General features: G+C 38.2%; 18 protein-coding genes, 1 tRNA gene and 1 pseudogene. 5 read left to right on the top strand and 15 right to left on the bottom strand.

Going from position 1 to position 24,510, the window contains the following annotated elements; all coding sequences use genetic code 11:
• Positions 1-278 precede the first annotated feature (278 nt).
• The 3 genes from BN338_RS02655 to BN338_RS02645 all read right to left on the bottom strand — a co-directional run bounded on the left by BN338_RS02655 (position 279) and on the right by BN338_RS02645 (position 3,947).
• Complete coding sequence (locus tag BN338_RS02655; protein ID WP_039758778.1) at positions 279-1,025, bottom strand: glutamine amidotransferase; 747 nt, start codon at positions 1,023-1,025, stop codon at positions 279-281.
• 151 nt (positions 1,026-1,176) lie between these two features.
• Complete coding sequence (locus BN338_RS02650; RefSeq protein WP_039758776.1) at positions 1,177-2,736, bottom strand: heme biosynthesis protein HemY; 1,560 nt, start codon at positions 2,734-2,736, stop codon at positions 1,177-1,179.
• Between the two features lie 11 nt (positions 2,737-2,747).
• Entirely contained in the window at positions 2,748-3,947 is a 1,200-nt protein-coding gene (locus BN338_RS02645; RefSeq protein ID WP_039758774.1) for a COG4223 family protein, read from the bottom strand.
• A 383-nt stretch (positions 3,948-4,330) separates the two neighbouring features.
• On the opposite strand from BN338_RS02645, the gene tsaD reads away from it, so the two are divergent.
• The 3 genes from tsaD to BN338_RS02630 all read left to right on the top strand — a co-directional run bounded on the left by tsaD (position 4,331) and on the right by BN338_RS02630 (position 8,072).
• Positions 4,331-5,425, top strand: a complete 1,095-nt coding sequence (gene tsaD / locus BN338_RS02640) for a tRNA (adenosine(37)-N6)-threonylcarbamoyltransferase complex transferase subunit TsaD (RefSeq protein WP_039758773.1) — start codon at positions 4,331-4,333, stop codon at positions 5,423-5,425.
• Between the two features lie 674 nt (positions 5,426-6,099).
• Positions 6,100-6,534, top strand: a complete 435-nt coding sequence (locus tag BN338_RS02635; protein ID WP_039758771.1) for an EVE domain-containing protein — start codon at positions 6,100-6,102, stop codon at positions 6,532-6,534.
• A gap of 857 nt (positions 6,535-7,391) precedes the next feature.
• Positions 7,392-8,072, top strand: coding sequence for a response regulator transcription factor (locus tag BN338_RS02630; protein ID WP_039758769.1), 681 nt, complete (start codon positions 7,392-7,394; stop codon positions 8,070-8,072).
• Between the two features lie 752 nt (positions 8,073-8,824).
• Here BN338_RS02630 and BN338_RS02625 read toward each other — a convergent pair.
• From BN338_RS02625 to argH, 5 genes are all read right to left on the bottom strand, one after another.
• Positions 8,825-9,595 (bottom strand): class I SAM-dependent methyltransferase, encoded by a 771-nt coding sequence (locus tag BN338_RS02625; protein WP_039758768.1) that lies wholly within the window; start codon positions 9,593-9,595, stop codon positions 8,825-8,827.
• 220 nt (positions 9,596-9,815) lie between these two features.
• A complete protein-coding gene (locus BN338_RS02620) occupies positions 9,816-12,245 on the bottom strand; it encodes a TIGR02302 family protein (protein ID WP_039758842.1) in 2,430 nt (809 codons plus the stop codon).
• A gap of 116 nt (positions 12,246-12,361) precedes the next feature.
• Complete coding sequence (lysA, locus tag BN338_RS02615) at positions 12,362-13,636, bottom strand: diaminopimelate decarboxylase (protein WP_039758766.1); 1,275 nt, start codon at positions 13,634-13,636, stop codon at positions 12,362-12,364.
• 9 nt (positions 13,637-13,645) lie between these two features.
• The gene (locus BN338_RS02610; protein ID WP_039758840.1) at positions 13,646-13,825 is read right to left on the bottom strand and encodes a lipoprotein; all 180 of its coding nucleotides are present in this window, start codon (positions 13,823-13,825) and stop codon (positions 13,646-13,648) included.
• Between the two features lie 52 nt (positions 13,826-13,877).
• Positions 13,878-15,278, bottom strand: coding sequence for an argininosuccinate lyase (gene argH / locus BN338_RS02605; protein WP_039758765.1), 1,401 nt, complete (start codon positions 15,276-15,278; stop codon positions 13,878-13,880).
• Positions 15,279-15,311: 33 nt separating this feature from the next.
• Between argH and BN338_RS02600 the strand changes: the two genes are divergently transcribed.
• A complete protein-coding gene (locus BN338_RS02600) occupies positions 15,312-16,010 on the top strand; it encodes a TlpA family protein disulfide reductase (RefSeq protein ID WP_039758763.1) in 699 nt (232 codons plus the stop codon).
• A gap of 1 nt (position 16,011) precedes the next feature.
• Here BN338_RS02600 and BN338_RS02595 read toward each other — a convergent pair.
• The 7 genes and pseudogenes from BN338_RS02595 to BN338_RS02565 form a co-directional block, all read right to left on the bottom strand.
• Positions 16,012-16,524 (bottom strand): annotated as a pseudogene (locus BN338_RS02595) (YaiI/YqxD family protein).
• The gene (locus BN338_RS02590; RefSeq protein WP_039758761.1) at positions 16,525-17,376 is read right to left on the bottom strand and encodes a YihY/virulence factor BrkB family protein; all 852 of its coding nucleotides are present in this window, start codon (positions 17,374-17,376) and stop codon (positions 16,525-16,527) included.
• A 1,164-nt stretch (positions 17,377-18,540) separates the two neighbouring features.
• Complete coding sequence (locus tag BN338_RS02585) at positions 18,541-19,473, bottom strand: prephenate/arogenate dehydrogenase family protein (RefSeq protein WP_039758760.1); 933 nt, start codon at positions 19,471-19,473, stop codon at positions 18,541-18,543.
• A gap of 959 nt (positions 19,474-20,432) precedes the next feature.
• Positions 20,433-21,473 (bottom strand): DNA polymerase III subunit delta, encoded by a 1,041-nt coding sequence (gene holA / locus BN338_RS02580; RefSeq protein WP_039758758.1) that lies wholly within the window; start codon positions 21,471-21,473, stop codon positions 20,433-20,435.
• 4 nt (positions 21,474-21,477) lie between these two features.
• On the bottom strand, positions 21,478-22,272 hold the full coding sequence (locus BN338_RS02575; RefSeq protein ID WP_039758756.1) for an ABC transporter ATP-binding protein: 795 nt from the start codon (positions 22,270-22,272) through the stop codon (positions 21,478-21,480).
• Complete coding sequence (locus BN338_RS02570; RefSeq protein ID WP_039758754.1) at positions 22,265-23,161, bottom strand: ABC transporter permease; 897 nt, start codon at positions 23,159-23,161, stop codon at positions 22,265-22,267. The genes BN338_RS02575 and BN338_RS02570 overlap by 8 nt, the downstream gene beginning before the upstream one ends.
• Before the next feature lie 62 nt (positions 23,162-23,223).
• The gene (locus BN338_RS02565) at positions 23,224-24,201 is read right to left on the bottom strand and encodes an ABC transporter substrate-binding protein (RefSeq protein WP_039758753.1); all 978 of its coding nucleotides are present in this window, start codon (positions 24,199-24,201) and stop codon (positions 23,224-23,226) included.
• 186 nt (positions 24,202-24,387) lie between these two features.
• On the opposite strand from BN338_RS02565, the gene BN338_RS02560 reads away from it, so the two are divergent.
• Positions 24,388-24,462, top strand: a tRNA-Gly gene (locus tag BN338_RS02560).
• Positions 24,463-24,510 lie beyond the last annotated feature (48 nt).

Here is a 24,510-nt window from a genome sequence, read left to right as displayed (position 1 = left end):
ACCCCACCCTAAAAAGGATAAAGATTCTTAACATTCAACAATCTATCAACAATCCAGCTTTTTAATCTATCGGGTTTTATCCGCTGACCACTTCATGGAATTCATCGTCTCCCGCCCCAAAATACAAAATCTCGTAAACTCAAAAAGCAAGATTCTCTTAAAAAGACCTTTAACAAAAAACACCTTATATGTAAAGGCTTACATGATTTTTCTATCTTTAACCTTAAAAAAACCCACTATTTTACAACACAATAAAAATGTTAACAAACAGCGCATACTCACACAAGTGCGGTCGGTGTACAGAAGATCTGCCGTAATGCACCTTCAAACCATTGGCTTAAAGCTCGATCATAGATTAAACGCCCCTTTAAATGTGCACAAGCAGGTTGAGCACCTTTTTCGGTCAATTTATGTGCTGAACGCACCAATAAACGCCGCATCATAGCGCGTGTAAATTCAGCATGAAACTGTAAACCCCATGCATTGTTTCCATAACGGAAAGCCTGCGTAGGATATGTATCTCCTGTTGCCAAAAGCATTGCCTCTTTTGGTAAATCATAAATACCTTCATCATGAAAATGGTAGACCATTTCTGGCCAATTCATCAATTCCTTCCCTTGTGGGGTTACTTCTAGTGGATACCAGCCCACTTCAACAGTCCCATCACTTCTTGTACCAACGCGCGCACCTAAATTTCGCGCTAACATTTGCGCTCCCAGACAAATACCCAAAAAAGGCTTGTTTTCCTTTAGCGATAACGAAATCCAATCAATTTCCTCACCAATATAAGCTTCACTGTCATTCACACTCATCGGTCCCCCTAAAATAACAACACCAGCGTAATGTTCCAATGTGTCAGGGAGTTTTTGTCCAAAAATAGGATGATAAACATCAAGGACAAAACCATTTTGTTGTAAAAATTTTCCCAAACGACCAGTATAGTTAGACCGCCGATGAATAACGACTGCAATTCTTGGCTTGCTATTTTTTTGTTTTTTACCAAGACATCTCTGATGTAAAAACATTTTCTAACCAATCACCCCTGTAACAAAGCAAAACTTCGTTTTTTTAAAGCATAAGAGAATAATTTTATTGGACAAGATGAATAATAAATTTTTTTCTTCTACATTCATTGCTTCTTCTGAAAAAACACTCAAGTTATCCTATTGATGCAATTTAAAATAAACGAAATTTTTTTCTCGATAAAAACGTCCCTTCTTCTTCTGTTTTAACCCCCGGATCATCAACGTTTAAATGAATTTGGCTGAATGTTTTCTCATCTTGTTTTTTTATATCTTGTTTCTCCACCTGCATATTATACAAAAAAGAATCATCTAAAGGCGTTTTTTCAAAGCTCTTATCTACAACAGCATCACTTTTTCCCACAGCATCCTCTTTATCGTGACTTTTTGGCACAATATTGACTGCCTCTAATGTAAGAGAAGGTACATGGGGAGGCGCTTTCCATTCAAAACAACCCAAACGTCCACTGATTGGAGAAACAGCTGACCAAGAAGAAAAAATGGATCCCTCACACATCCATACTGGATCACGTTCAGCACGAAGTGCCAAGGAAAGCCATTGACGCACAGCGCCTTGATTGTTTCCCTGTGCCTCTTCAATATCTGCCAATAATAAATAAACACTTTCCCGTGGATGATGCTGCAATGCTTTTTGTGCCTGCTCTCTTGCTAATGCTATTTCACCAGCATCCAAAGCAGCTTTGGCAATAAGGAAAGCCGACTCAAATGCATCTTTATTATAAGAAGCAAGTGTCTTAGCCCTTTTCAATCGCCCAATGGCTCCTTCTTCTCTTTCAAGATAAAGCGTCCCCAAATCAGGATGAGGATCCTTCTTCCAAGCCGCTATAATCATTTTATCCGCTTTACGTATTTCATTTAATTTATAAAGAATATCAGCAGCTATAATTGTTATTGGAACAAAATCAGGCGCCAATTTATGGGCTTTCAAAATGGCTTCACGAGCTTTTACAGGATACGTATCAAACAAATGAAGTGCTTGCCCACTTAACAGTAAAACCTGTATATGCTGTCGCTCTTGAGTCGAACGAACAGAACGTGGGAGAGCTTTTTGCGCTTTTTCAAAAACAGTAAGTGCCTTATCCCATTTACCCTCAGCACCCAACCGATCAAGCACTGCCTGATGCGCCCATAAAAGCGCCGGAGATAAAGTGAGTGCCTCTTCTGCATATTGTTGCGCGGCCTCATAAGCCTTACTCTTCATCGCTTCACGAAACAAACCGTAAAGTCCAACCAGTTGTGTTGAATCTTCCTTTCTCATCTCCTCAAAAAGACTGATGGCACGAACAGAGTTATTTTGTAAAGACAAGGTTTGTGCTTTTAAGAGTTTTACCAACGGTTCTTGTTTTCCTGCAAGATATTTAGCAACCCGTTCCTCCATTTTTTGTGCAACCATACTATCACCAGCAAAAGTTGCAAGAATTCCCTTTGAGAGAGCTTCATAACCGCGCTTTCGATGGCGTTTATAAAAATAATTGGAAAGAGCACTCGGCAGGGAAAAAAAGAAAGACAATAACCACCATAAAAGTACCAGCGTTACAAAAAGCAAAGTCAGCACACTTAACATTGTAAGCAATGAAGCAGAAAATCTGAAGTTCAAAAATGTGAAGACAAAAACACCATTGTGATTAGCAACCCACCCAAAAGCTAAGCCGAGGATACAAACAATAAAAGTATAAATAAAAACACGTATCATCTGGATCCTATTTACATCTTTGTTGCCTTAAAAGACCTTTGTTGTACCGACAACAGCAATTGCTGCAACAATTGTTGAACAGTAACATGTCTTTCAAGCTTCTGAACAAAATCCATTGAAACATCTTTTGCATTTTGGGGCAATGATTGCCATTCGCTCAAAGCCTTTTCGTAATCACCAGCTTGGATAGCAACTTCCATGCGCGCAGCAATGGCCCCCAGGGTTGTCCCTTCAACATTTCCAATCGGTCGTGAAACAACGAGCCCTTTTATCCACGCTAAAATTCTGTCAAAAAAACCAGCATCTGACGCAACAATATTTTGCGTACCAACAATTGCATCAGCAACATGAGCAAAATCAACTGAAAGCTGTGCTGAACTTGGAAGCCCTACAGTGGCTGTCTTTTGCAACACATCAAGTCCATCAATCGAGGGTGATAATTGCTGTAACAGCTTTAATTCATTGCTATAAGACCCACCCCGTTCTACAGCATTTTTTAATGAACTGATTGCTGTAAAGAGCGCCGTATCTATTTCTCTTTTCTCACTTTCTCTTTTCTCACTATTTTTAACAGTAATTTCCTCCTGAAATGCTTCCAACTGTTTTTTTAACGCAGCAAGATCATTTGCATTGCTCTGTCCAACAGACAAAGCCATTTCTATCTCTTTTGGCGCCCCAACAAGAGTTTGTACAGCCTCTTCAAGAACTTTTACTTTTTCCTCTAAAATTGCAAAAGCTTGCCTACTTTCTTCTTTCGATAACTCATTATTTGTCGTTGTTTTAAACTGTTGTGATGAAAAAGAAGAAAACTCTGCTTTTAACGCATCAATTTCTTGAAACACCCGCTCCAATTGTTTTCTTGTTTCTTCACCTTGGCTTTTTGCAGCTTTAGCAATCTGCAAAACGTTTTTCTCTCCAACTGAATTTTCCACAAAGGGAGAAGGAAACAAACCCGCCCATTGAAGCACCACAAAAACCCCCAAGGCAATGCTTCCCCCTAGAATCCCTGAAAGAAGCAACAAAAGCCAAGCCGTACGAGAAGTACTTTTATCCTGAGCTTGCATATTCTGTTTTTCTTGTGCATGAGATTCTACAGAATCTTGTATTTTTTTCTCTGAATCATGGGAAACAACTTCATGTTCAATGACGGGCTTCTTACGGCGCGTACCAACATAATGTGATTTAACTTTTGGTTTTGAAGAATCGACCATCTCTGTCACTTTTTGTGCACATTTTCTTTGATGATAAAATAATAAAATGAAAAAAGTTTTAAAGATGAAGCTTTTCTCAAATATCTTTGTTTACTTTACATTCCTTTTACAAAGAGTATAACTTTATAGAAATTTTCTAAATAACATTTTTCTCAGTAATATTTACAATGATAAACTTTAATAGACAAGTTTTTAAAAACACATCTGAATTTTATACTAAAAATACAGCTTCATTTGTTAATCAAGAATGCCATAAAATTCAAAATAAGGATTAAAATGCATTCTCTCATAGAAAAATCAATTCTTAAGAGAAATCCTTTGCATCTTTTTCTGTTCATGATACGCACGTAGGAAAGAAGCTTCAATATAAGGTCCCCTTTAAAATGCGTCTGTTGGGAATAGAAACAAGTTGTGATGAAACGGCTGCGGCTGTCATTGAATACAATAATGAATTAAACAGCCGAATTCTTTCCAATATTGTTTGGAGTCAAATTGATCATCATGCCCCTTACGGCGGTGTTGTTCCTGAAATTGCTGCTCGTGCCCATGTTGAAATTCTTGATCATTTAATTCTTCAAGCCCTCACAGAAGCAAACATAAAATTAAAAGATATTGATGGCATTGCAGCCACCAGTGGACCTGGTTTGATAGGGGGGCTATTGGTAGGCGTTATGAGCGCAAAAGCACTCTCTCTTGCCACTGGAAAACCATTTATTGCTGTAAATCACTTAGAGGGGCATGCTTTAACAGCTGTATTAACGCACAATGTCAAGTTTCCTTATTTATTACTTTTAGTTTCAGGGGGTCATACACAAACAATCCTTGTTCATGGAATAGGCAACTATCAGCGTTTAGGAACCACCATTGATGATGCATTAGGAGAAGCCTTTGATAAAACTGCCAAACTTTTAGGTCTTCCTTATCCTGGTGGACCAGCACTTGAAAAAGCAGCTTTATTGGGTGATAAAAATCGCTTCCCTCTTCCACGACCTTTAAAAGGTGAAAAACGGTTAGATTTTTCCTTTTCAGGACTCAAAACAGCTGTTCGACAAGCCGCAACAGCCATAGCGCCTCTTACAGAAAATGATGTTGCTGACATTGCAGCAAGTTTTCAAGCTGCCGTGACCGATACAGTGCGTGATCGTGTTCATTTGGCTCTACAACACTTTACCAACCAATATCCTCTCTCTCATAATCAAGGAAAGCATTCTCCTGCTTTAGTTGTCGCGGGCGGCGTGGCTGCAAACCGAGCACTTCGCTCTACATTGCAAGAACTTGCTCACCAACATGGTTTTGAATTTATAGCGCCTCCTCTTTCCTTGTGTACCGATAATGCAGCCATGATTGCTTTTGCCGGTGCACACAAGCTCGCACAAGGAGAAACGAGCTCTCTTGATATTGCTCCTCGCTCACGCTGGCCATTAGATGAAAAAGCCATACCCTTGATCGGGATGGGACGCCGTGGGACAAAAGCATAAGAAAATTAATTTTCCTCACCTTTCAAAGAACGAAGATTTTCACTCAATCCGGTCTGTAAACATCCAGATGGTTATTGAATCAATTTTCCACCTGCAAACGATTTTATTTGCGTCTCATTTCACACGATTCACTCAACTCAAAGCGCGATAGGCAAACTTAAATATTCATCATATATTTTAAAAACACTTCATACTTCAAGGAAACTTGCCCTATATCACCACACCTCAAATGACAATATTTTATGGCATAATAAGACGCACCCTACCCCACCAAGTATAATATCAAACTATTCTTTGACACCATAACCTTTGACCATTTATTTTGTTTCACAACCATTGTAGTAACTCTTCAAAACTAATTTTCTTGCTAAATTTTTTCCAATGCACCTCTAGTGAGAACGTTTCAAACCACAGCCGAAAAGATAGTCAAGCCTCCACATAGCTGAGCAATTTTAAGTCTATTTTTTTATGATACATTTTTCTGCTAAAAGATAAGAAAAATACAACATTATTAATTGGAGCGTACTCCTCTATTACAAATTATTTTGAAACCAAAAACAGATAATACCCGTTCTTTACTCCGTTTTAAAAATCATCATTGATGGTGTTACAAAGATGCTTATAAATAATATGCACATGATGAATGCATAGCAATCTATGAAAAAGGAAAACGTATGGCTTATTGGCTTTTTAAATCTGAACCTCATAAATGGTCATGGGAGATGCAAAAGAAAAAAGGAGCGGATGGCGAACAATGGGATGGTGTCCGCAATTATCAAGCCCGTAATAATATGCGTGCCATGAAATATGGTGATAAAGGCTTTTTTTATCACTCAAATAAAGGTTTAGAAATTGTAGGCATTGTCGAAATATGTGCTGAAGCACACCCTGATTCTACAAGCTCTGATCCACGCTGGGAATGTGTGGATATCCGTGCACTTTGTGACATGCCAACACCTGTTTCATTAAAACAAATTAAAGCCAATCCCAAGCTAGCAAATATGGTTCTGGTCAATGCCAGCCGCTTATCAATACAACCGGTGACAGAAGATGAATGGAAAGAAGTGTGTTTAATGGGCAACCTTAAGAAGGAAATGCTTTTATCTTAAAACAATCATTTTTATTCATCTAATCATATGAAAAAATACTTCCTAGTACAGAAGAGCGAGCACAATGCATCCCTTTACGTGTTCTCATGCTAATATATTTTTCCTTGTTATTTTTTTTATTCTACACCCTTTCTCAATACAGCCCGCTAAAATTGCACAAACACTCTGTTCATGATCCATCTTTTCAGCATGACTCAAGGGCAGACTTACTCAACGATTATAATGGACAACACGACGAGCACGACACCGACCATTTCGTATACAAATGCAACGAAAAAACAATAAAAATGACCGTGAAATTCTCCTAAACAGTACTATGTACTAGATATTATACAATTCTCTTCACGCTTAAAAACACATCATACTGATTTATAAGGAGTGTTCATTGCTCGCATGTGAAATGAGAGTCCCTTCATACCGTAAGATTTTTCTCATTCCAAACCCGTTCCATGTTCAATCAATCAAAATCATGTCCTTTGCACATTAAAAGCAGAAAAGTCTTCGTGGATCAAAAACATATCTTTTATAAAGAGTCTCAAATACCAAGGGTCTCAACATTGAGAAGCCCCAAGCATATGATGGTACCGGCTTGTTTCTCTCTAATATAAGCGTAAAGAGGTGGTATCCAATGGCAAAAAACGTTCTAGCTTATAACACAACGCTTTCAATCAATGTATAAATATTCTGCGCACAATGATATATCTTCTTTTTAGCAAACGACCATAAAATCATAAAAGTTTATTTTTTAGAGACTCTCTTTTTAAACTTTCCTCTTTTAATTTTTCTTGCATGAAATCTCATTTTTTATGAAACTACTCTTTACCAATCAGTGCATTAACATGCCGATAAGGAACAACATGAACAACTATACTTTTTTAATCGTTGAAGATGATGATCTACGCCCCATTTTGGTAGAACAATTGCAAATGCATCAAGAGTTTGAAATTTTCCAAGCAAAAACAGCTGAAGGGGGAATGAAAATAGTCCAAGAAGAAAATATTGATCTCGCTATTTTAGGACTTGCACTTCCTGATCTTGAGGGTCGCAAAGCCGTTAAACAATTACGCACCCAAGGATTTCGCGCCCCCATTATCATGATCACGAATAATGATACAGACTGCGATACCATTTTAGATCTTGAAACAGGCGCCAATGATTATGTGACAAAACCCTTTCGCTTTGCGGTGTTATTAGCGCGAATTCGAGCACAGTTGCGCCAATATGACCAAAATGAAGACTCAATCTTTCATATTGGCCCCTATACTTTTAAACTAAGACAAAAACTCCTTCTTGATCAATGCAACAATGAAATCTATCTCACAGAAAAAGAAGCAGCAATTCTCAAATGCCTTTATTATGCTAATGATAAAATTGTCAGCCGTGAAACATTGTTAGAACAAGTGTGGGGGTATAATGAAAACGTTATCACCCATACTTTAGAAACCCATATCTATCGTTTACGACAAAAAATCGAAAATGATCCCTCCAATGCACAAATTCTTATGACAGATCAAAATGGTTATCGTTTAAACCTCTAATTTGATATGGATCGTTTCAAAAATAATTTTAATATTTTCAATCTTTCTTTGCATTAAAACAAAAACAAGGCTGAAAAAAATGCTTACATGCTATTTGAGTAGTGCTGTATAAAACTGCCCTTATCGGCACTCTTATGACAAAATACAGCCCCCATTATGAAAATATTCCAACACGAAAACCCGCAATAAAAATGCCTTTTACGATATACTTGGCAGCTTCTGCTTCATATGTTTTTGCTCTCTTTAAAATTTTAAATATATTTCGCATACAAATAATCGTAAGATCTCGTAGCAACATTGCTTTATCATAACCATTTTCTTTAGCATATCGATATTCATGATTATTTTTTAAAGATGCCGCTTCACGCGCTGCTTTACCTCACACTTACTCACCTAAATTGAGAGATATTTTTTCTCCATCCTTTACTTATCTTCTCTTAAGAAACAGGATAATAGTTATATGATATGTTTATCCTAACGATAAAGAAAGCCATTAAGCAGCCCCATCTTTATGTTGAACAAAAGGGCAGGCTAGCACCATCACATACTTGGGCCTGTTCTAAAATGTTGCGATAATCTTACAACTCTTGAGACAGTCTATAAGAAACATGTTCTTTCTTATCCAATTTTTAGCCACATGGTCTACCCGTTTGTTACCTGAAAGCAAATGATTTTGTTTGATTCAATATGAGGGCAATTTGAGATGAAAGAAGCCTCATAAATTTGCGGTCCTTATACCAATGACAAAATGATTAATGATCTTTATAAATTAAAATATTTCTTGTCTGTGGGGATAAAGCAGGAATAAAAACACGTCGCGACTGACGACGCTGTACAAGCAACCCCTGATAAACACGTTTTTGTGCCTGACAGATTAAGAGTCCACCAAAATAAGGAAAAAGATGGCGTGCAAATGGCTCATAAAAAAATGAGAACAATCGCGAAACATGACCTGTAGAGGGTATATAATGGACAATTTCTTGGATTGCTTCAGAAACAAAATTTGTTTTTTCAAATAAACGCGTAATCTGTTGCCGAGTATAGGGTTCGCCATAACCAAAGGGTGTAGTCGTATTGCGTGCCCAAAAACCAGAGCGATTAGGAACAATGACAATCAAATGACCATTGGGTGCTAAAACACGCCATATTTCATTCAACGTTTCAAATGAATTCTCTGTATATTCTAATGCATGGACCAATAAAATACAATCAACTGATGCATCAGAAAGCGGTAAATCTTCTTCAAAAACAAGCGCTGTAGCAACTTGCTCAACACAAGGCCAAGGCGAAGCTCCTTGCCTAGCTGGCATAAAAGCAAAACATTGTTGGGTACGATCACGTAATGTAGAAAGATAGGGAAGTGTATACCCCAACCCCATAACCCGTTTATCCGTAAGATTAGGCCACCATAAATTCAATTGGTCACACAGCGTCTTTTGTACACGCAGTCCAAGAGCAGAAGCATAAAAATCTTTCAGTGTGACAATATCCAATTCAACATACCATATAGAAACAAATTTCAAATATTACAGATTTTCATATACTAAACCTATATGGACTTCTACTCTTTCTCCACAATAGCGAACATTTTAATATTTCACATTCCAAACCTAAATGGTCAAAAAAGCAGAACAACAGGATGATGATTGCATGATAAGCACCTCATTTTCTTTTGAGCTGAATTCCATAGAGGTTTCTTCTATGCTACTTCTGATATCAATTAAGAAAAAAGCCAACAATTGGTTAATTAAAATGAAGCAACCTTTCGAGATAGTTTTTCTCTACTTCTGGAATATGTTCCTTACCAAGGCGTTTGCGAATTTCATCCAAAATTTGCTGCGTACGCATTTGATCACTTTCTTGTGGAAGAGCCTCACCTTCTTGTCCTTCATTTGTTTTTGAAGAAAGTGGACGCCCTAATGGATCTTTCGGACCAGAATCAGCATTTTTATCATTCCCTGTTTCTTTGAGTGTTTCACGCATTTTTTTCAAAACACTTTGAGCACCCTGCCGCAAAGATTCTAAAGCATCAGACTGATTTTGTATAGATGCCTGATGATTTCCATGATCAAGAGCATCTTCTGCAGAATTCATTTTTTCTTCCGCCTTTTTTAAGGCATCACCTGTTTCAAATCCTTGTTCTGATAATTCTTTTTCTAATGTTGATAATTCAGACTGCAATTCAGCCTGACGTTTTTTTAAAGATTCTTTTTGATTTTCCGGTATATGTTCCCCACGTTTTTGTCCCATCTCTAACTGATGCGTTTCATTGAGAATTTCTTGCTGACGACGCATTAAATCTCCAAGTTGGTCCATCTTTTCTTTCATTTGTGCAGATTGACTTTTTTCTCCTTCATTTTGATTGCCTTTTTGCACCTGCAAATGGTCAAGCGTCTGTTCAATTTCCGCCAAGAGTTGTTCCGCTGCTAAAGAAGAGCCGGTTTTGGCCATTTCCTCAATGAGATTCAGTTTTTCTTGTAATGTCTCTTCAGAAAGATTAGGATTTTTTGAGCTTTTAGACTTTTTAGAAACTTGACTATCTGGTGCTTTTTCAGCCAAAGCTTGAATATACGCATCCATAGCTTGACGTAAATCTGCCATAAGCCGTTCGATTTCTTCTGCTGGAGCACCATACCGTAGTGCATCTCGTAAAGCAGCTTGTGCTTGTTTTAAATTTTTCTGCACGGATTCAAGCTGATTGCCTTCAATACCTAAAGCAATCTGCCATAAATAATCCACCACATCGTACAAATCCTCTTCTGTTTGTGCCAAAGAAAGCCTTGTCCACGCACTTTGTAGAACGAGAAAATGCGCTACATTTTGAAGCCCTTTTTCTGGACGCACCAGCAAAGCAGAAAGCATATCCAATACACGCTCTCTCGCAGAAATATCAAGAGCAAGTAAACGGCGCAATTCACTCACCGCACGCGCAACAGGATTTGAAAAAATACGCTGCGGTAATATCATAACAAAAGTTTTGCTACGCCCTTTCTGCCCTGCGCCATCTTCTGCCACCAAAGTAATTTTGACTTGTGAACCTGCCCATGGATGGGCTGATACATCGTGTACTGTGCGCATTTTACCCTTTCCACCGCGTGGAAGAAGAAGCTTTATTTCCGGTGCCTTATAAAGAGAAGAAGCATTTTTATTCTGAGGAAGGAAAGGCTCTATTTCAACAAAAGCCTTTGTCACACCATAATCATCATCCAATTCATACCGTAGCTCTAATGACCCTGTTAAAATCCGCCCTGGTTTCTCCAGCCAACAAATTGTTGGAAAAGCGTCTTTAATCATCTGTAAATGCCACTGCTGTTTTTTACGACGTGATGATACAAACAAATCCATTGAATGCTTTAAATGTGTTTCAAAATGAATAATTGGATCATTCAAGGCTGTTTTTTCATTTTTCTCTGAAAACGAAATTTCCTGTCCATCTTCTACAGACTTTGCTTTTACCGTAACACCAGCGCCATTGACCACACGCACAACCACATCACTTCCTTCAGGAATTTCCAGTTGTGTCTTCTCATCTTTTGTCAAATAAATAGGGGCAACACCGGTATAAGCAGGGGGTGTTACCCAAGCATCAATCCGCATGAATTTTTCATCAACAACAGGACGAAAATCAAAGGCATCAGCTAAACGCCCCCCTTGTGAACCAAAAGAAAAACTAAAAGCACACACAAAAAGGAGAACACACAAAGCCCTCAAAGCCAAAGGATCATAAGCCGCACTATTAAGCGAGATAAATCCAGTTTTTAAATGGTGTAATTGTTTTGCCATTCGACGTTGATGTTCACGCCAAATAACAGCACTAAAATCTTCCTTATTTTCAGAACAGACATAATCTGTCTGAATATTCAAAGGCTGGTGTTTAAGACCATTAACGCGTTCAAGACGGTGATCCACTTCCCGCATTGTGGGAAACCTAAAACCAATAAGAAAAAATAAACTCGCTCCAGCACAAACAAGCATAACCCCTAGTAAAAGCCAATGAGGCCAATATCCTAAAATACCAAAAAGCCCCAACCAACTAAACGAACAAAAAAGACTGAAAACCACGAAAAATGGCAACAATCGTACCCATATCCGTTCAAATAAAAGAATCCCCCACATCAAAATGCGCACACACAAAAGCTTCATTGTAAAGCTCTTGATGTTTTTATTTTTTATAAACAAGCATTTTTCCCCTTTTACCGTGATGTATTAAGATCATAAAATCCATACAAGACAATTTCCAGAAAATAAATTATTTCATCAAAGTTTAGTAAAAATAAGACCAAAAACATTTAAGAATGTTCAACCCAATCAGGAATACGATCACATTCCATCAATTGCGCATAATCAAGACGTGGACGAATAACCGCATAACGCGTATCTTGAACGAGAACTTCAGGGATCAAAAGTCGACTATTATAAGTACTCGCCATCACGGCACCATAAGCCCCAGCTTGTGTAATAGCCAAAAGATCACCAGGTGCCAAAATTGGCAAGCAACGATCTAATGCTAAATAATCACCAGTCTCACAAACGGAACCCACAATATCTGCACGAATAAGGGAGGCGTCTTTTGCTGCTTGTTTCACAAGGACGACATTCTGCCAAGCATCATAAAGCGTTGGACGCATCAGATCATTCATCGCCGCATCTACAATAACAAAATTCCGCCCTTGCCCCCTTTTTAAATAGAGAACAGAGGTTACCAACACACCAGCTTGACCCACAATGCTCCGCCCAGGCTCCACAATAATATTAATCCCTAAAGGAGCAATATGCTTCTTTACCAGCGCAGCATAATCAAAAGGGGAGGGTACAGTATGTTGTTCACAACCATAGGCAATACCAAGCCCGCCGCCAATATCTATATGCGTTATTGCATAACCATCGTTCCACAATTGACGCACCAAATCTGCGATAAGAGGAAACGCCTCCTCAAACGGCTTTAAATCACAAATTTGACTGCCAATATGCATATCGATACCGCAAACCTGCAATCCAGGTAAAGAGGCCGCCTTTTTGTAAGCTTCTCTTGCCAACAACAATGGAATACCAAACTTATTTTCGGATTTTCCTGTTGTAATTTTCTTATGAGTCTTTGCATCAACATCTGGATTAATGCGCAATGAAACACGCGCTGTTTTTGACAGCGCAACAGCACGTTGTGACAACTGTTCAAGTTCCGGTTCTGATTCAACATTAAAACAATAAATATTCTGAGAAAGAGCAAAATCTATCTCTCTCACAGTTTTACCAACACCAGAATAAACAATACGATGCGCTGGAATACTAACTGCAAGGGCACGCCGTAATTCGCCTTCTGAAACCACATCAGCTCCTGCTCCATTTGCTGATAAAAGCCGTAAAACCGCTTGATTAGAATTAGCTTTAACCGCATAAGCAATCAGACTAGGCATTCCTTGAAATGCCTTTTGATAGTCCTTAAAACGTGTGACTAATGCATGAGCTGAATAACAATAAAAAGGGGTTTCCACCTCCTGTGCAAGAATAGCAAGTGAACAACCCTCAGCATGAAGCATACCTTGATGGTAGGAGAAAAAATCCACACTTTCCTCCTACTTTATCAAACGATCAAGAATAAAAGGTTGATCATCTTTACTTTTAGCAACAGATGTGTCCAGTGTAGACTTTTCCACACGTGTAAGGGGTGCCTCTAATGACCCTTTACGCCCACACCCAACAATACCCAAGCCCCCAAAAAGGACAATCACCAACCCCTTTATTATAATTTTCATTTGTCCTCTTTCTTCATCTTGTTCTCTTTTTTTATCTTTAAAATACAATCACTCAAGCGCTCACAAGACGCTTTTTCCAATACGCAATTTGCCGAAGAACTTCTGAAGAGGCCGTTCCCCCAAAGCTTTTACGACTTTCAACAGATTTTTCAACGGTCAAAACATCAAAAAGTGTCGCATTAATATCAGAACAAATTGCTTGAAGTTCATCTAAGGATAAATCCTGAAGGCGACACTGTTTTTTTTCTGCCAATGCTACAGCACGCCCCGTTATGTGATGCGCTTCACGAAAAGGAATCCCTAATTCGCGTACAAGCCAATCAGCAAAATCGGTTGCTGTTGTATATCCTAAATCCGCTGCTTGTTTCATGACTTTTTTATTTACTTTTAAATCAGCAATCATCCCTGCCATTGCTGCTAGTGATAATTCCAAACTCAAAGCCCCATCAAACACATACTCTTTATCTTCTTGCATATCCTTTGAATAAGCAAGCGGTAATCCTTTCATCACTGTTAACAATCCTATAAGCGCACCATTCAATCGGCCCGCTTTCGCTCGTATTAACTCTGCCGCATCAGGATTTCTCTTTTGTGGCATAATAGATGAACCCGTCGAAAAAGCATCTGACAAACGAATAAAACGAAACTGTTCACTTGACCAAAGAATGATTTCTTCTGCTAAACGCGAAAGATGCATGGCACAAAGAGCACCAGCACTTAAAAACTCCAATGCAAAATCACGATCAGAAACACTATCAATTGAATTGCGTGTAGGTTCCCGAAAACCTAGCGCTTTTGCTGTCATAAAGCGATCAATCGGAAAACTTGTTCCTGCCAAAGCAGCAGCTCCCAGAGGCGATTCATTCATTCGTTCAAAAGCATCACGCATCCGCGATAAATCTCGACCAAACATTTCAACATAAGCCATCATATAATGGCCCAATGTTACGGGTTGAGCTAATTGTAAATGGGTAAAGCCTGGCATATAGGTATGGACATGTTGTTCTGCAAGAACAAGCAGTTGCTTTATCAATTCTTTTAAAGCCTGTGCTATTTTCTGCAATGCCTCACGTACCCACAACCGAAAATCAACAGCTACCTGATCATTGCGTGAACGCGCCGTATGCAAACGCCCAGCAACAGGACCAATCAACGCACTCAATCGCGCTTCAATATTCATATGAATATCTTCAAGTTTTCGTGAAAAAACAAATTTATCCTCTTCAATTTCTTGTAAAATAATTTTTAAACCATAAGAAATTTTTTCATAATCAGACTGTAAAATGATCTTGGTTTGCGCTAACATCGCAGCATGAGAGAGCGAACCTTTAATATCTTGCCGATAGAGTTTCTGATCAACATCAATTGAGGCGTTAATTTCTTCCATAACTGTAGCAGGTCCTTCGATAAACCGCCCTCCCCACATTTGGTTTTTTACCTTCTCATCTGTCATAATCTAAAAACACCCATAAAAAGGATAAAAGTCATGATTCCTCAAATTTTTAATAGCTCAAAGAAGAAAAATAAAAAGTGGCAAATCTTCATAGCATCCTTTTTTATTGCCATTATCTTAGTTTGTATCAGTTTATACGCAATAAAAAATCATCATAACAAGAGCACCTCTTTTTCTACTAACTTTATTTCAAAAGAAAATACCGAAAACAGACAAGACAAAAAAATTATGGCCATCCAAAAAGCAGCAACAGGCTTTTTTGCTCACATGCGATTTATTGATACACCCTTAGATATGAATACTCTCTCTTTTAAGGATATTCAAGGAAAAGACCATAAACTCGTTGAATTTAACGGAAAACTGACACTCATCAATCTATGGGCTATCTGGTGCGCTCCCTGCCGCACAGAAATGCCCGAACTGGCACAATTAAAACGCGAATTGGGGGGAGAAAACTTCGATGTCATAGCGATTAATATCGATAAAGCCGCTTCTCCTGAAAAAATTCAGCAATTTTTGCAAGATATTCATGCTGATAATTTAGTCTACTATCGCGATGAGACCATGAGTATCTTTAATGACATGAGAAAACAAGGACTTGCCTTAGGATTACCCATCACACTTCTCATTGATAAAAATGGTTATCTCATTGCTTCCTATAATGGTGCAGCGCCATGGGCCAATGACGATGCCAAAATACTTATAAAAGCTGTCATAAAAGAAACACAATAACCTAATAGCCGCGCCTTTTTAAACGTTGGATTGTCAAATTCAATGCTGACAAAAAAGCAGAGCGATCTTTACCTCAAAAAGGACGCGGTCCTCCTGTGACATGCCCCTGCTCTCGCAAATTTTCCATCAAATTGCGCATGACTAAAGCTTGACCAATTGAATTGGCATCAAAAATACGCCCCGTTGGCGAAAGACAAAGCCCTCCAAACCGTACAACCCGTGCTGCTAAATGGATATCACTGGTAATAACGATACTCGCCTCATGCACATGTTCTACAATCCAATCATCAGCACTATCAAGCCCACCAGAAACAACGATTCTTTCAATGAGTTCTTCGTGGAGAAGAGAAAGAAAACGATTCGCAACAATAAATGTCTTAAGCTGATAACGATTCATAACACGATAAATTTCAACTTTGACAGGACAGGCATCCGCATCAACCAACAAAGTAATGGCTGGTCTTATTCCTTGCCCTATCTTTTGGCTTTCATACGGATCTACAGATTTTTTCATTCATCTAGGAGAGTGCTCACAATTACGATAAAACATTATTGCGGCGTTTATTTCACCCCCCAAAATAAAAATTGCGCTTAATATGTAAAGAAAAATAATGGCAACCATAATAGATGCTAACCCCGCATAGGTTGAAATATAGTCAAACATCGTTAAATATTGCGCAAAAGCAAGAGAAGCCATAAACCATACAAACATTGTCACCACGATTCCTGGTAAAATATCTATAAATTTCCGCTGCCCTGCCGGAAGCCATTTATGAACAATCAAAAGACTGATAAACAAAATAATGACTGCAATTGTATAACGCCATAAACGAATGACACCAATATATTCAGTCATAAAAAAAGGATGATTTTGCATAATTTTTATCAGCAAAGGCGCTAAAATCAATAAAAAGCTTATCACAACAAGACCAAAAGCGCCAAGGATCACAAAAAACAAACTTTGAAAACGACAAAACAAAAAACTCCGTCGATCAATCACACGGTAAGCTTTATTCAAGGCCGTACGCAAAGCTTCTATTCCATTAGAAGCAAAATAAGCCGTTCCAATGACAGAAAGCGTCAACACACCTCCTTGATGAAGGGTTAAAACATTGACAATTTCCTGAGATAAAGGCTCAGCAATGACATCAGGCAATAACTGTACCAACGCTTTAATTTTTTGCGGTGTATAGGTAAAAGCTCCGAGAAAACGAGCAAAAGATGTCCCAAAAATAAAAAAGGGGAAAAATGCTAAAAGCACTGATAGCGCAACATGGCTTGCAAAAGCACTCCCATTATCACGCCAATAGTGACTTATTGCGTCACCAAAAATACGATAGCTATACCAAAAGATATTTTTCAACAAACCTCAATACTTTCTGGTAATATCCTTTTTTCAGTTATCTCACGCTTAAAAAAACCATCAAGACTTCAAAAACAAACATTTTTCGATATAAAGGGCAGTAATCCATGTGGTCAAGCCTCCTCCTCTCCAAAAACTGAAAAGCCAACAAATTTCACCAATCAAGTGTATTCTGTTGAAGCGTTCCATTTTACATGAGAGCCCCACTCTATTAAAGAGTGCAAAAGAATAAAATATGAAGCAAAGATATTTTTATGAATGTTTTTTCACGTTTTAATGCTTAAATTAAATTAAAATAGAATAGATGGAAATGAGTTCTTACCTTTCCTTCTTTTACATTTATATTGTTCTCAAGTAAAGTTGTTTTATCGCTTCAAAAGATTAATCAAACAGAGAAAATATTCCTACCCCAAACCAGCATAAGAAAGCTAAAAAAAGCGAATACACTGAATCATCTTAATATTTTTCTCAAACATGTTTCTGCATGTGGTTTGAATATTAATTTGCAATTAACAGCAATTGTAGAAACTTTATGAAGAAAACACATCATAAAATGAAAAATATACAGGCTACCGATTGGAGAATACGCCTCTGTTTTTTATAAAACACTTTGTGAGACAACATCCATAATACACCTAGCTTTGCATTGATTTACAGGAACTCATACCCCCCCTCTCCCTGAAAAACCCTTCGCAAATCTCTTAGGTTATATGCATGTTGATGAGAATATGATCCTCGGCTTGATAATGTGAAGAGTAATACTATAGAAGAGTTTTATAGGTCTTTACCATTAGCAATACGAAAGATTATTGAACAAAGCCTTTATCTTTCAAAAAAATGCTTTCATTCTTTTTACAGTCGTGATCCATTTAATAAAAATTGCATGTCCATTGATATGAATAAGTTAAACTTGAAGCATATCTCTTTTCGCTCTCATTTATGCGGAATTTGCTAACCAAAACAACAAACGCCTCTCATAAAGATGCAAAAGCTATTTTAGAGCATAGGATATAGGAGACAAAATCAAGCAGCACCATTTATCGTCGTGCAAACGACTGAGAACGTCGTTGTACCTTTATCATAACGCACAACTTAAAAGAACAGATATCTGAAGGAGCATAATAAGAATAAGCAAAACAACAGCGCAAAATTCAGAAGTCTCTTATTTTACATCCCCTCTTTAGAAACGTTATGACGCCCAAAATCAGGGGCATCAATTTCTTGTCCCGCCGCAATGATATTACGACGCACAGCACGCGTACGCGTAAAAAAATTAAACAATGTTTCACCATCACCCAAACGAATTGCTTGTTCTAAAAAGGCAAGCCCTTCGCTAAAACGACCCAACATCTCTAAAATAGCCTCTTTATTATGCAAACAAATATCGCGCCACATAACAGGATCAGAAGATGCCAAACGTGTAAAATCACGAAAACCAGAAGCGGAATAAGCAATCACTTCTGAATTTGTTACTTTTTCTAAATCACTTGCTGTCCCAACAGTATTATAGGCAATCAAATGCGGTAAATGCGAAACAATTGCCAAAACAAGATCATGATGCTTAGGCTCCATTTTTTCGACACGTGCACCACAAGCTTCCCAAAACGCTGTCAATCGTGCTACAGCCACCGCATCACTCTCCGCAAAAGGTGTTAAAATACACCAGCGATTGATAAACAAATCAGCAAAACCAGCATCTGGCCCTGAATATTCCGTTCCAGCAATAGGATGTCCCGGAATAAAATGAACCGTTTTGGGCAATAAAGGCGCCATTTCTGTAATAACCAACTCTTTTGTAGAACCAACATCACTCACAATCGCCCCCTGCCTTAAATGATCATGAATGTTTTTTGCCACCTCTGCACTCGCCCCAACAGGAACAGAGATAATAACGAGATCTGCGTCTACAACAGCCTCTGCATTATCCGTTGTATAAAAATCTCCAAGTTCCAATTCACGCGCTCTTTCCAGTGTTTCTTGACGACGCGTTGCAATAGAAATCTGAGCTGAAAGTTTTTTCTTTTTAATCACTCTTGCTAAAGAAGATCCAATCAGACCGATCCCGATGAGCGCTATTCTTTCAAATTGAATATGGGACATCTCTTACCTTTAAAGATTTTTTGCAAATGGCAACAAAGACAATTGTAAAAATCATCATTTTCCTGTTTGTTCGTTTAAGAGTTATGCGCAAAATATTAAAAAACTACAACTAGAGAATAACGCAGTTTATCAATCCTCACCTGCGCAAACAAACAACAAATCATTTTTACCTAAAAAATGCAAAAAATAGTGACGAAAAATGTAACACCAAACTTCTAAATTCTCACTTCATTACTTAATCGCATCCAGCGCATTGATCCATAAAGATAATTACATTATTTTACATCTTAATAAGACCCTACTAATACCGAAGAATTATTTCATTTTAAGCCTTCTTATGTTGTGATGTCTTTTGCACCTCACAAAAGGGATAGCATATAGATAAAAACACTTAAAAGAAGAAACAAAAAACCTCACCCTATCTAATTGCCAAGGATTATCGCAACATCAGAGACGAGCAAAGTATGTAATGAGTGCCAGTTTACACTTTTATTAAGCATTAAAGCAGGAGTGCTCAATGAATTGTGTTTACGAGAAACCTTACCGTCATATTATTCATGAGCACCGTCGCAAAATAGATATAACCGCATTGAAAAATGTTTTTAAGAAAGCGCATAATTTTTTAAAACAAATATATTCTGTCACGTTCTTTTTTGCATGAAGAGCGCTACACCTTTAAAACTCTGTGAGCAAGCTTAATACTCCCCCTATATTCTCATAAAAAATACCGAATGCGTAAAATTTTATTTGCCCCCTTATATCATTAATCACACTAATCACTCATGTAATTCACTTCACTAAAAATTCCATGAACAAGTCTTGCTCTAAATATGAGAATGAACTTGAGAAATCACCATAAAAGGCGATTTCCCTTCAACCTCTACTTGATAAAACAAACTGTAATTTCTGAAAATACCTTTATACTGTATTAAATAAAAAACATTATATTTTTAAATATGTTAAGCTGCCATTTGGCGTCGTGCAATAATTGTGAGTCCTAACAAAGCTTGACGAATGATGGCTTCACCCAAAAACGGATTTTTACGACTTTCTAAAACAGCACTCTGAATTCTTTCCATAGCGTAAGAAATCTGTTCTAACTTCCAATATTTTAAAGCTTGTTCAACGGTCTTTTTCCGTTGAAAAAAAATGGGAGGACGCGCTTGAGAAACCACTGTAACAGGTGATTTTCCTTCAACCTCTACCTGATAACGCAAGAGCTGTAATTGCTGAAAATGCCTTTGTGCTACACTTAAAATAAAAAAAAGCGCCCCCTGCACTGCTGCATGTCGGTTAAAATGCGCTTCAAAGCCTGATATATCGCCCAATAAGAGAGCATCAATGACTTCATCTTGAGAAAGAGCACTTACATCGCTTACAACAGCTTTCACATCTTCAAGAGTAATATGAACATTTGAAGCATAAAGACAAAGCTTCTCCAATTCACCGCGTGATACAAGACGATCTACCCCTAAGCTTTCATGCAACCATCTCCGTGCATCCAAAGAAAGAGTCTTCTTAAACTGGCCTAAAACCTCATCAATCAAACTGTCAAGAGAACGAATATCATCGGCAAAACAGGGCAAAGCCATTGCATTTTCTGCCGTTTCAATAGCATTGCGCAACCCTGTTCCTTTTTTTAAATCCCCTGCCTCAATGAGAATAAAACTTTTTTCTGGTGGTTTCTCAATTAAATGCTTCAAGGCTGCAAGAAAACCTTTTTGGTTAGCAGCATTAGAAATCCATATCAAACGATCTCCCCCAAAAAGCGAAAAAGTACGCGCTTCATTTTCCAAACATGCGGGATCTTTATCAATTTCAGCAGCTTCCAAACGAATTGTTGAAAATGGATCTTCTATTGCAACCTTTGTAAGCTTCGCAAAACGTTGAGCACGTTCACAAATAAGACCACGATCTGGCCCATAAATGAGAACAATAGGAAAAGCATGTGAGAAACGCGTTAGAAACTGATCAACCTCATGTGCTTTTTTCTGAGCCACACTATTAATCCATTAACAGTTCATCATCATCAAGAACTTCCCCACGCACTTTCTGAAACATACCAATCAAATCATTAACATCCAAGCCCTTACGTTCTTCATGACAGACATCCAAAATCACTTTTCCACCATGCAACATCAATGTGCGATCGCCATAATCAAGAGCCTGACGCATAGAATGAGTTACCATAATAGTCGTTAATTTTTTCTCTTCAACGATTTTTTCAGTCAACCGCATTACAAAATCAGCCATTCCAGGATCAAGTGCTGAAGTATGTTCATCAAGTAATAAAACATCCGCATGAGCTAACGTTGCCATAACAAGACAAACGGCTTGGCGTTGTCCACCGGACAAACTATCCATAGGATTGTGAATATATGCTTCAAGACCAATGCCTAATTGAGCAATTTTTTCCCGAAAAAATTGCCTTTTTTCATGGTTTAAAGCTGAACGCAAACTACGACGATTTCCCCGAAGAGCAGCAAGAGCCAAATTTTCTTCAATTGTTAAAGAACCACAACTACCTATTAAAGAATCTTGAAAAACACACGCAACCTTTCCAGCACGTTCGCTAACTGATTGCCTAGAAACATTTTGTCCATTGATAACCACTTTTCCTATCGAGGGAAGCGTTACCCCTGCTAAAACACTGAGCAATGTTGATTTACCCGCACCATTTGAACCGATAATCGTAACAAAACTCTCCTGATCAATTTTGAGGTTAATATCAATTAAAGCCTGTTTTTCCAAAGGCGTTTGCGGTTTAAATGTAACCCCAACATGCAAAAACTCAATCATGTTTACGCCTCCTCCAATAGCGTGGCACAATAAGCGTTAACACAACTAACAATGAAGTAATCAATTGAAGATCTGTCGATGTATCAATACCAATTCCATTGGCCTCAAAGGCAAATTGCACCGCCACACGATAAAGTACAGACCCCACAATACAGCTGATTATAATCCAAAAAATATTACGTGTACGAAAGAGAGTTTCACCGATAATCACAGCGGCCAACCCAAAAACAATTGTACCAATTCCACCAGTAATATCCGTTGCGATGGCAGTTTGAATATAAAGAGAACCACCAAGAGCAACACAGGCATTGGAAAGCCCCATGCCAAAATAAATCAATGCTGATGTATGAACACCTTGGGCCGTCGCCATACGTGGATTAGCACCCATTGCGCGCATAGCAAGACCAATTTCACTTTCCAAAAAGCGCCAAATAAAAAATGCCACAACCAGCAATACAGTACCAACGAAAAGAGGACACACAAAAATATCAGACAAGCCAAACAGATTATAAAAGGGGGTTAAAGCTGTATCAGCAAGCGCTAAATTAATATTAGACCCTCCCATAATTCCCATAATACGAAGGTTAACCGTATAAAGCGCTGACATTATTAAAATGGAAGCCAAAAGATTCAAAATGCCAAAACGCAAATTTAGTAGAGCTGTTAGTAAACCAGCCGCCATACCTGCACAAAAAGCGCATGCCATAGCTGTCCATGGGTTAAAGCCTAAAAGAATCAGGACGCCACAAACACAGGATCCAAGAAGAAACGAACCATCAACCGTTAAATCAGGAAAATCCAAAACGCGAAATGAGAGATAAACCCCTATAGCAACAAACGCGTAAATAAGGCCTAACTCTACAGCACCAGAAAACGCAAATATATTCATGTAAAGACAATCCCCATAAAAACTTAACGGTTTTTATTGTATCAACATCCTATCAACAAAAGTCATTGAATCACTTTTGTCGCACGATCAATAACCGCCTGCGGAATAACAATTCCCGCCTTTTCTGCTGCTTTCATATCAATTCGAATGTCATTATTAGCTGCCTGCACAACATCAATATCACCAGGTTTTTCACCCTTTAGAATACGCACGACCAATTTTCCAGCATCACCCCCTACATCATAGAAATTCACACCTTGCGTCATAAAAGGCCCACGTCCAATAGTATTAGCATCAACAGTAAATACAGGCATATTGGCTTCCTCTGAGACCTTTATTGCACCTTCCAAAACAGAAAGGACTGTATTATCAGCGGGAACAAAAATAATATCAACCTTACCGATTAAAGCACGTGTTGCTGCCTGAACATCTGAAGGCTTTGAAGCCGACGAAGGAATAATTTCAATTCCAGCTTTTTTTGCTACATCCTTTAACGTTTTAAGTGTTGAAACAGAATTTGCTTCAGAAGCATTATAAAGATAACCAATTTTTTTCAAATCTGGTTTTACTTCTTGCAAAAGTCTGACACTTTCTGCAACATCTATACGATCAGAACTCCCCGTCATATTACCACCAGGTTTCGTCAGAGAAGAAACGATTTTAGCTCCGATAGGATCAGAAATTGCTGCAAAGACGATAGGAATTGTTTTTGTTGCCGCAAGCATCGTTTGTGCTGAAGGTGTGGTAATTGCTACAATCACATCGGGTTTATCACCAACAAATTTACGTGCAATTTGCGTTGCTGTTGAAATATTACCCTGCGCCGATAAAAAGGTAAGTTGAAAATTTTCACCTTGCTTATAACCATTTTCTGCAAGAACATCTTCCACACCTTTACGAACAGCATCCGCAGCAGGATGGACCATAATTTGCGTTATTGCAACTTTAACGTGTTTAACTTGATCATCCGATTTTGCAACACTGTTCATCATAAAAACAGCAGCAATGACAACTCCTAATATATTTATTCTCTTCAACATTATGTTCCACCCCTCTCCATGCAAAAACTAAAAAAGGAGTAATTTATTACTGAATAATCTTCTAAAATCAATCTTTATTTCATTTTATCGAAACATAGACAAAATAAATCAAACTGAAATGATATTTTTTTGTTGCAATTCGTAGAAGCCTACGCCATACAGGCAAGATATATATCGAATCGATGAGCGGGTGTAGCTCAGGGGTAGAGCACAACCTTGCCAAGGTTGGGGTCGTGGGTTCGAATCCCATCGCCCGCTCCATTGAATTGTGTAGCTGTATGTTTGTTGTATGTAGCTGTAGCTTTGTAG

The sequence above is a fragment of the Bartonella queenslandensis AUST/NH15 genome (assembly GCF_000312585.1).
Lineage (GTDB): Bacteria > Pseudomonadota > Alphaproteobacteria > Rhizobiales > Rhizobiaceae > Bartonella > Bartonella queenslandensis_A.
This window is presented reverse-complemented; position numbering and strand designations above follow the sequence as displayed.

Bases quoted from the DNA above. Each gene is read 5' to 3' on its own strand.
- BN338_RS02610 (WP_039758840.1), bottom strand. From the start codon at position 13,825: ATGAAAATTATAATAAAGGGGTTGGTGATTGTCCTTTTTGGGGGCTTG.
- BN338_RS02600 (WP_039758763.1), top strand. From the start codon at position 15,312: ATGATTCCTCAAATTTTTAATAGCTCAAAGAAGAAAAATAAAAAGTGG.
- tsaD (WP_039758773.1), top strand. From the start codon at position 4,331: ATGCGTCTGTTGGGAATAGAAACAAGTTGTGATGAAACGGCTGCGGCT.
- BN338_RS02630 (WP_039758769.1), top strand. From the start codon at position 7,392: ATGAACAACTATACTTTTTTAATCGTTGAAGATGATGATCTACGCCCC.
- BN338_RS02570 (WP_039758754.1), bottom strand. From the start codon at position 23,161: ATGAATATATTTGCGTTTTCTGGTGCTGTAGAGTTAGGCCTTATTTAC.
- BN338_RS02645 (WP_039758774.1), bottom strand. From the start codon at position 3,947: ATGGTCGATTCTTCAAAACCAAAAGTTAAATCACATTATGTTGGTACG.
- BN338_RS02655 (WP_039758778.1), bottom strand. From the start codon at position 1,025: ATGTTTTTACATCAGAGATGTCTTGGTAAAAAACAAAAAAATAGCAAG.
- argH (WP_039758765.1), bottom strand. From the start codon at position 15,278: ATGACAGATGAGAAGGTAAAAAACCAAATGTGGGGAGGGCGGTTTATC.
- BN338_RS02585 (WP_039758760.1), bottom strand. From the start codon at position 19,473: ATGTCCCATATTCAATTTGAAAGAATAGCGCTCATCGGGATCGGTCTG.
- BN338_RS02565 (WP_039758753.1), bottom strand. From the start codon at position 24,201: ATGTTGAAGAGAATAAATATATTAGGAGTTGTCATTGCTGCTGTTTTT.
- BN338_RS02635 (WP_039758771.1), top strand. From the start codon at position 6,100: ATGGCTTATTGGCTTTTTAAATCTGAACCTCATAAATGGTCATGGGAG.
- BN338_RS02650 (WP_039758776.1), bottom strand. From the start codon at position 2,736: ATGATACGTGTTTTTATTTATACTTTTATTGTTTGTATCCTCGGCTTA.
- BN338_RS02575 (WP_039758756.1), bottom strand. From the start codon at position 22,272: ATGATTGAGTTTTTGCATGTTGGGGTTACATTTAAACCGCAAACGCCT.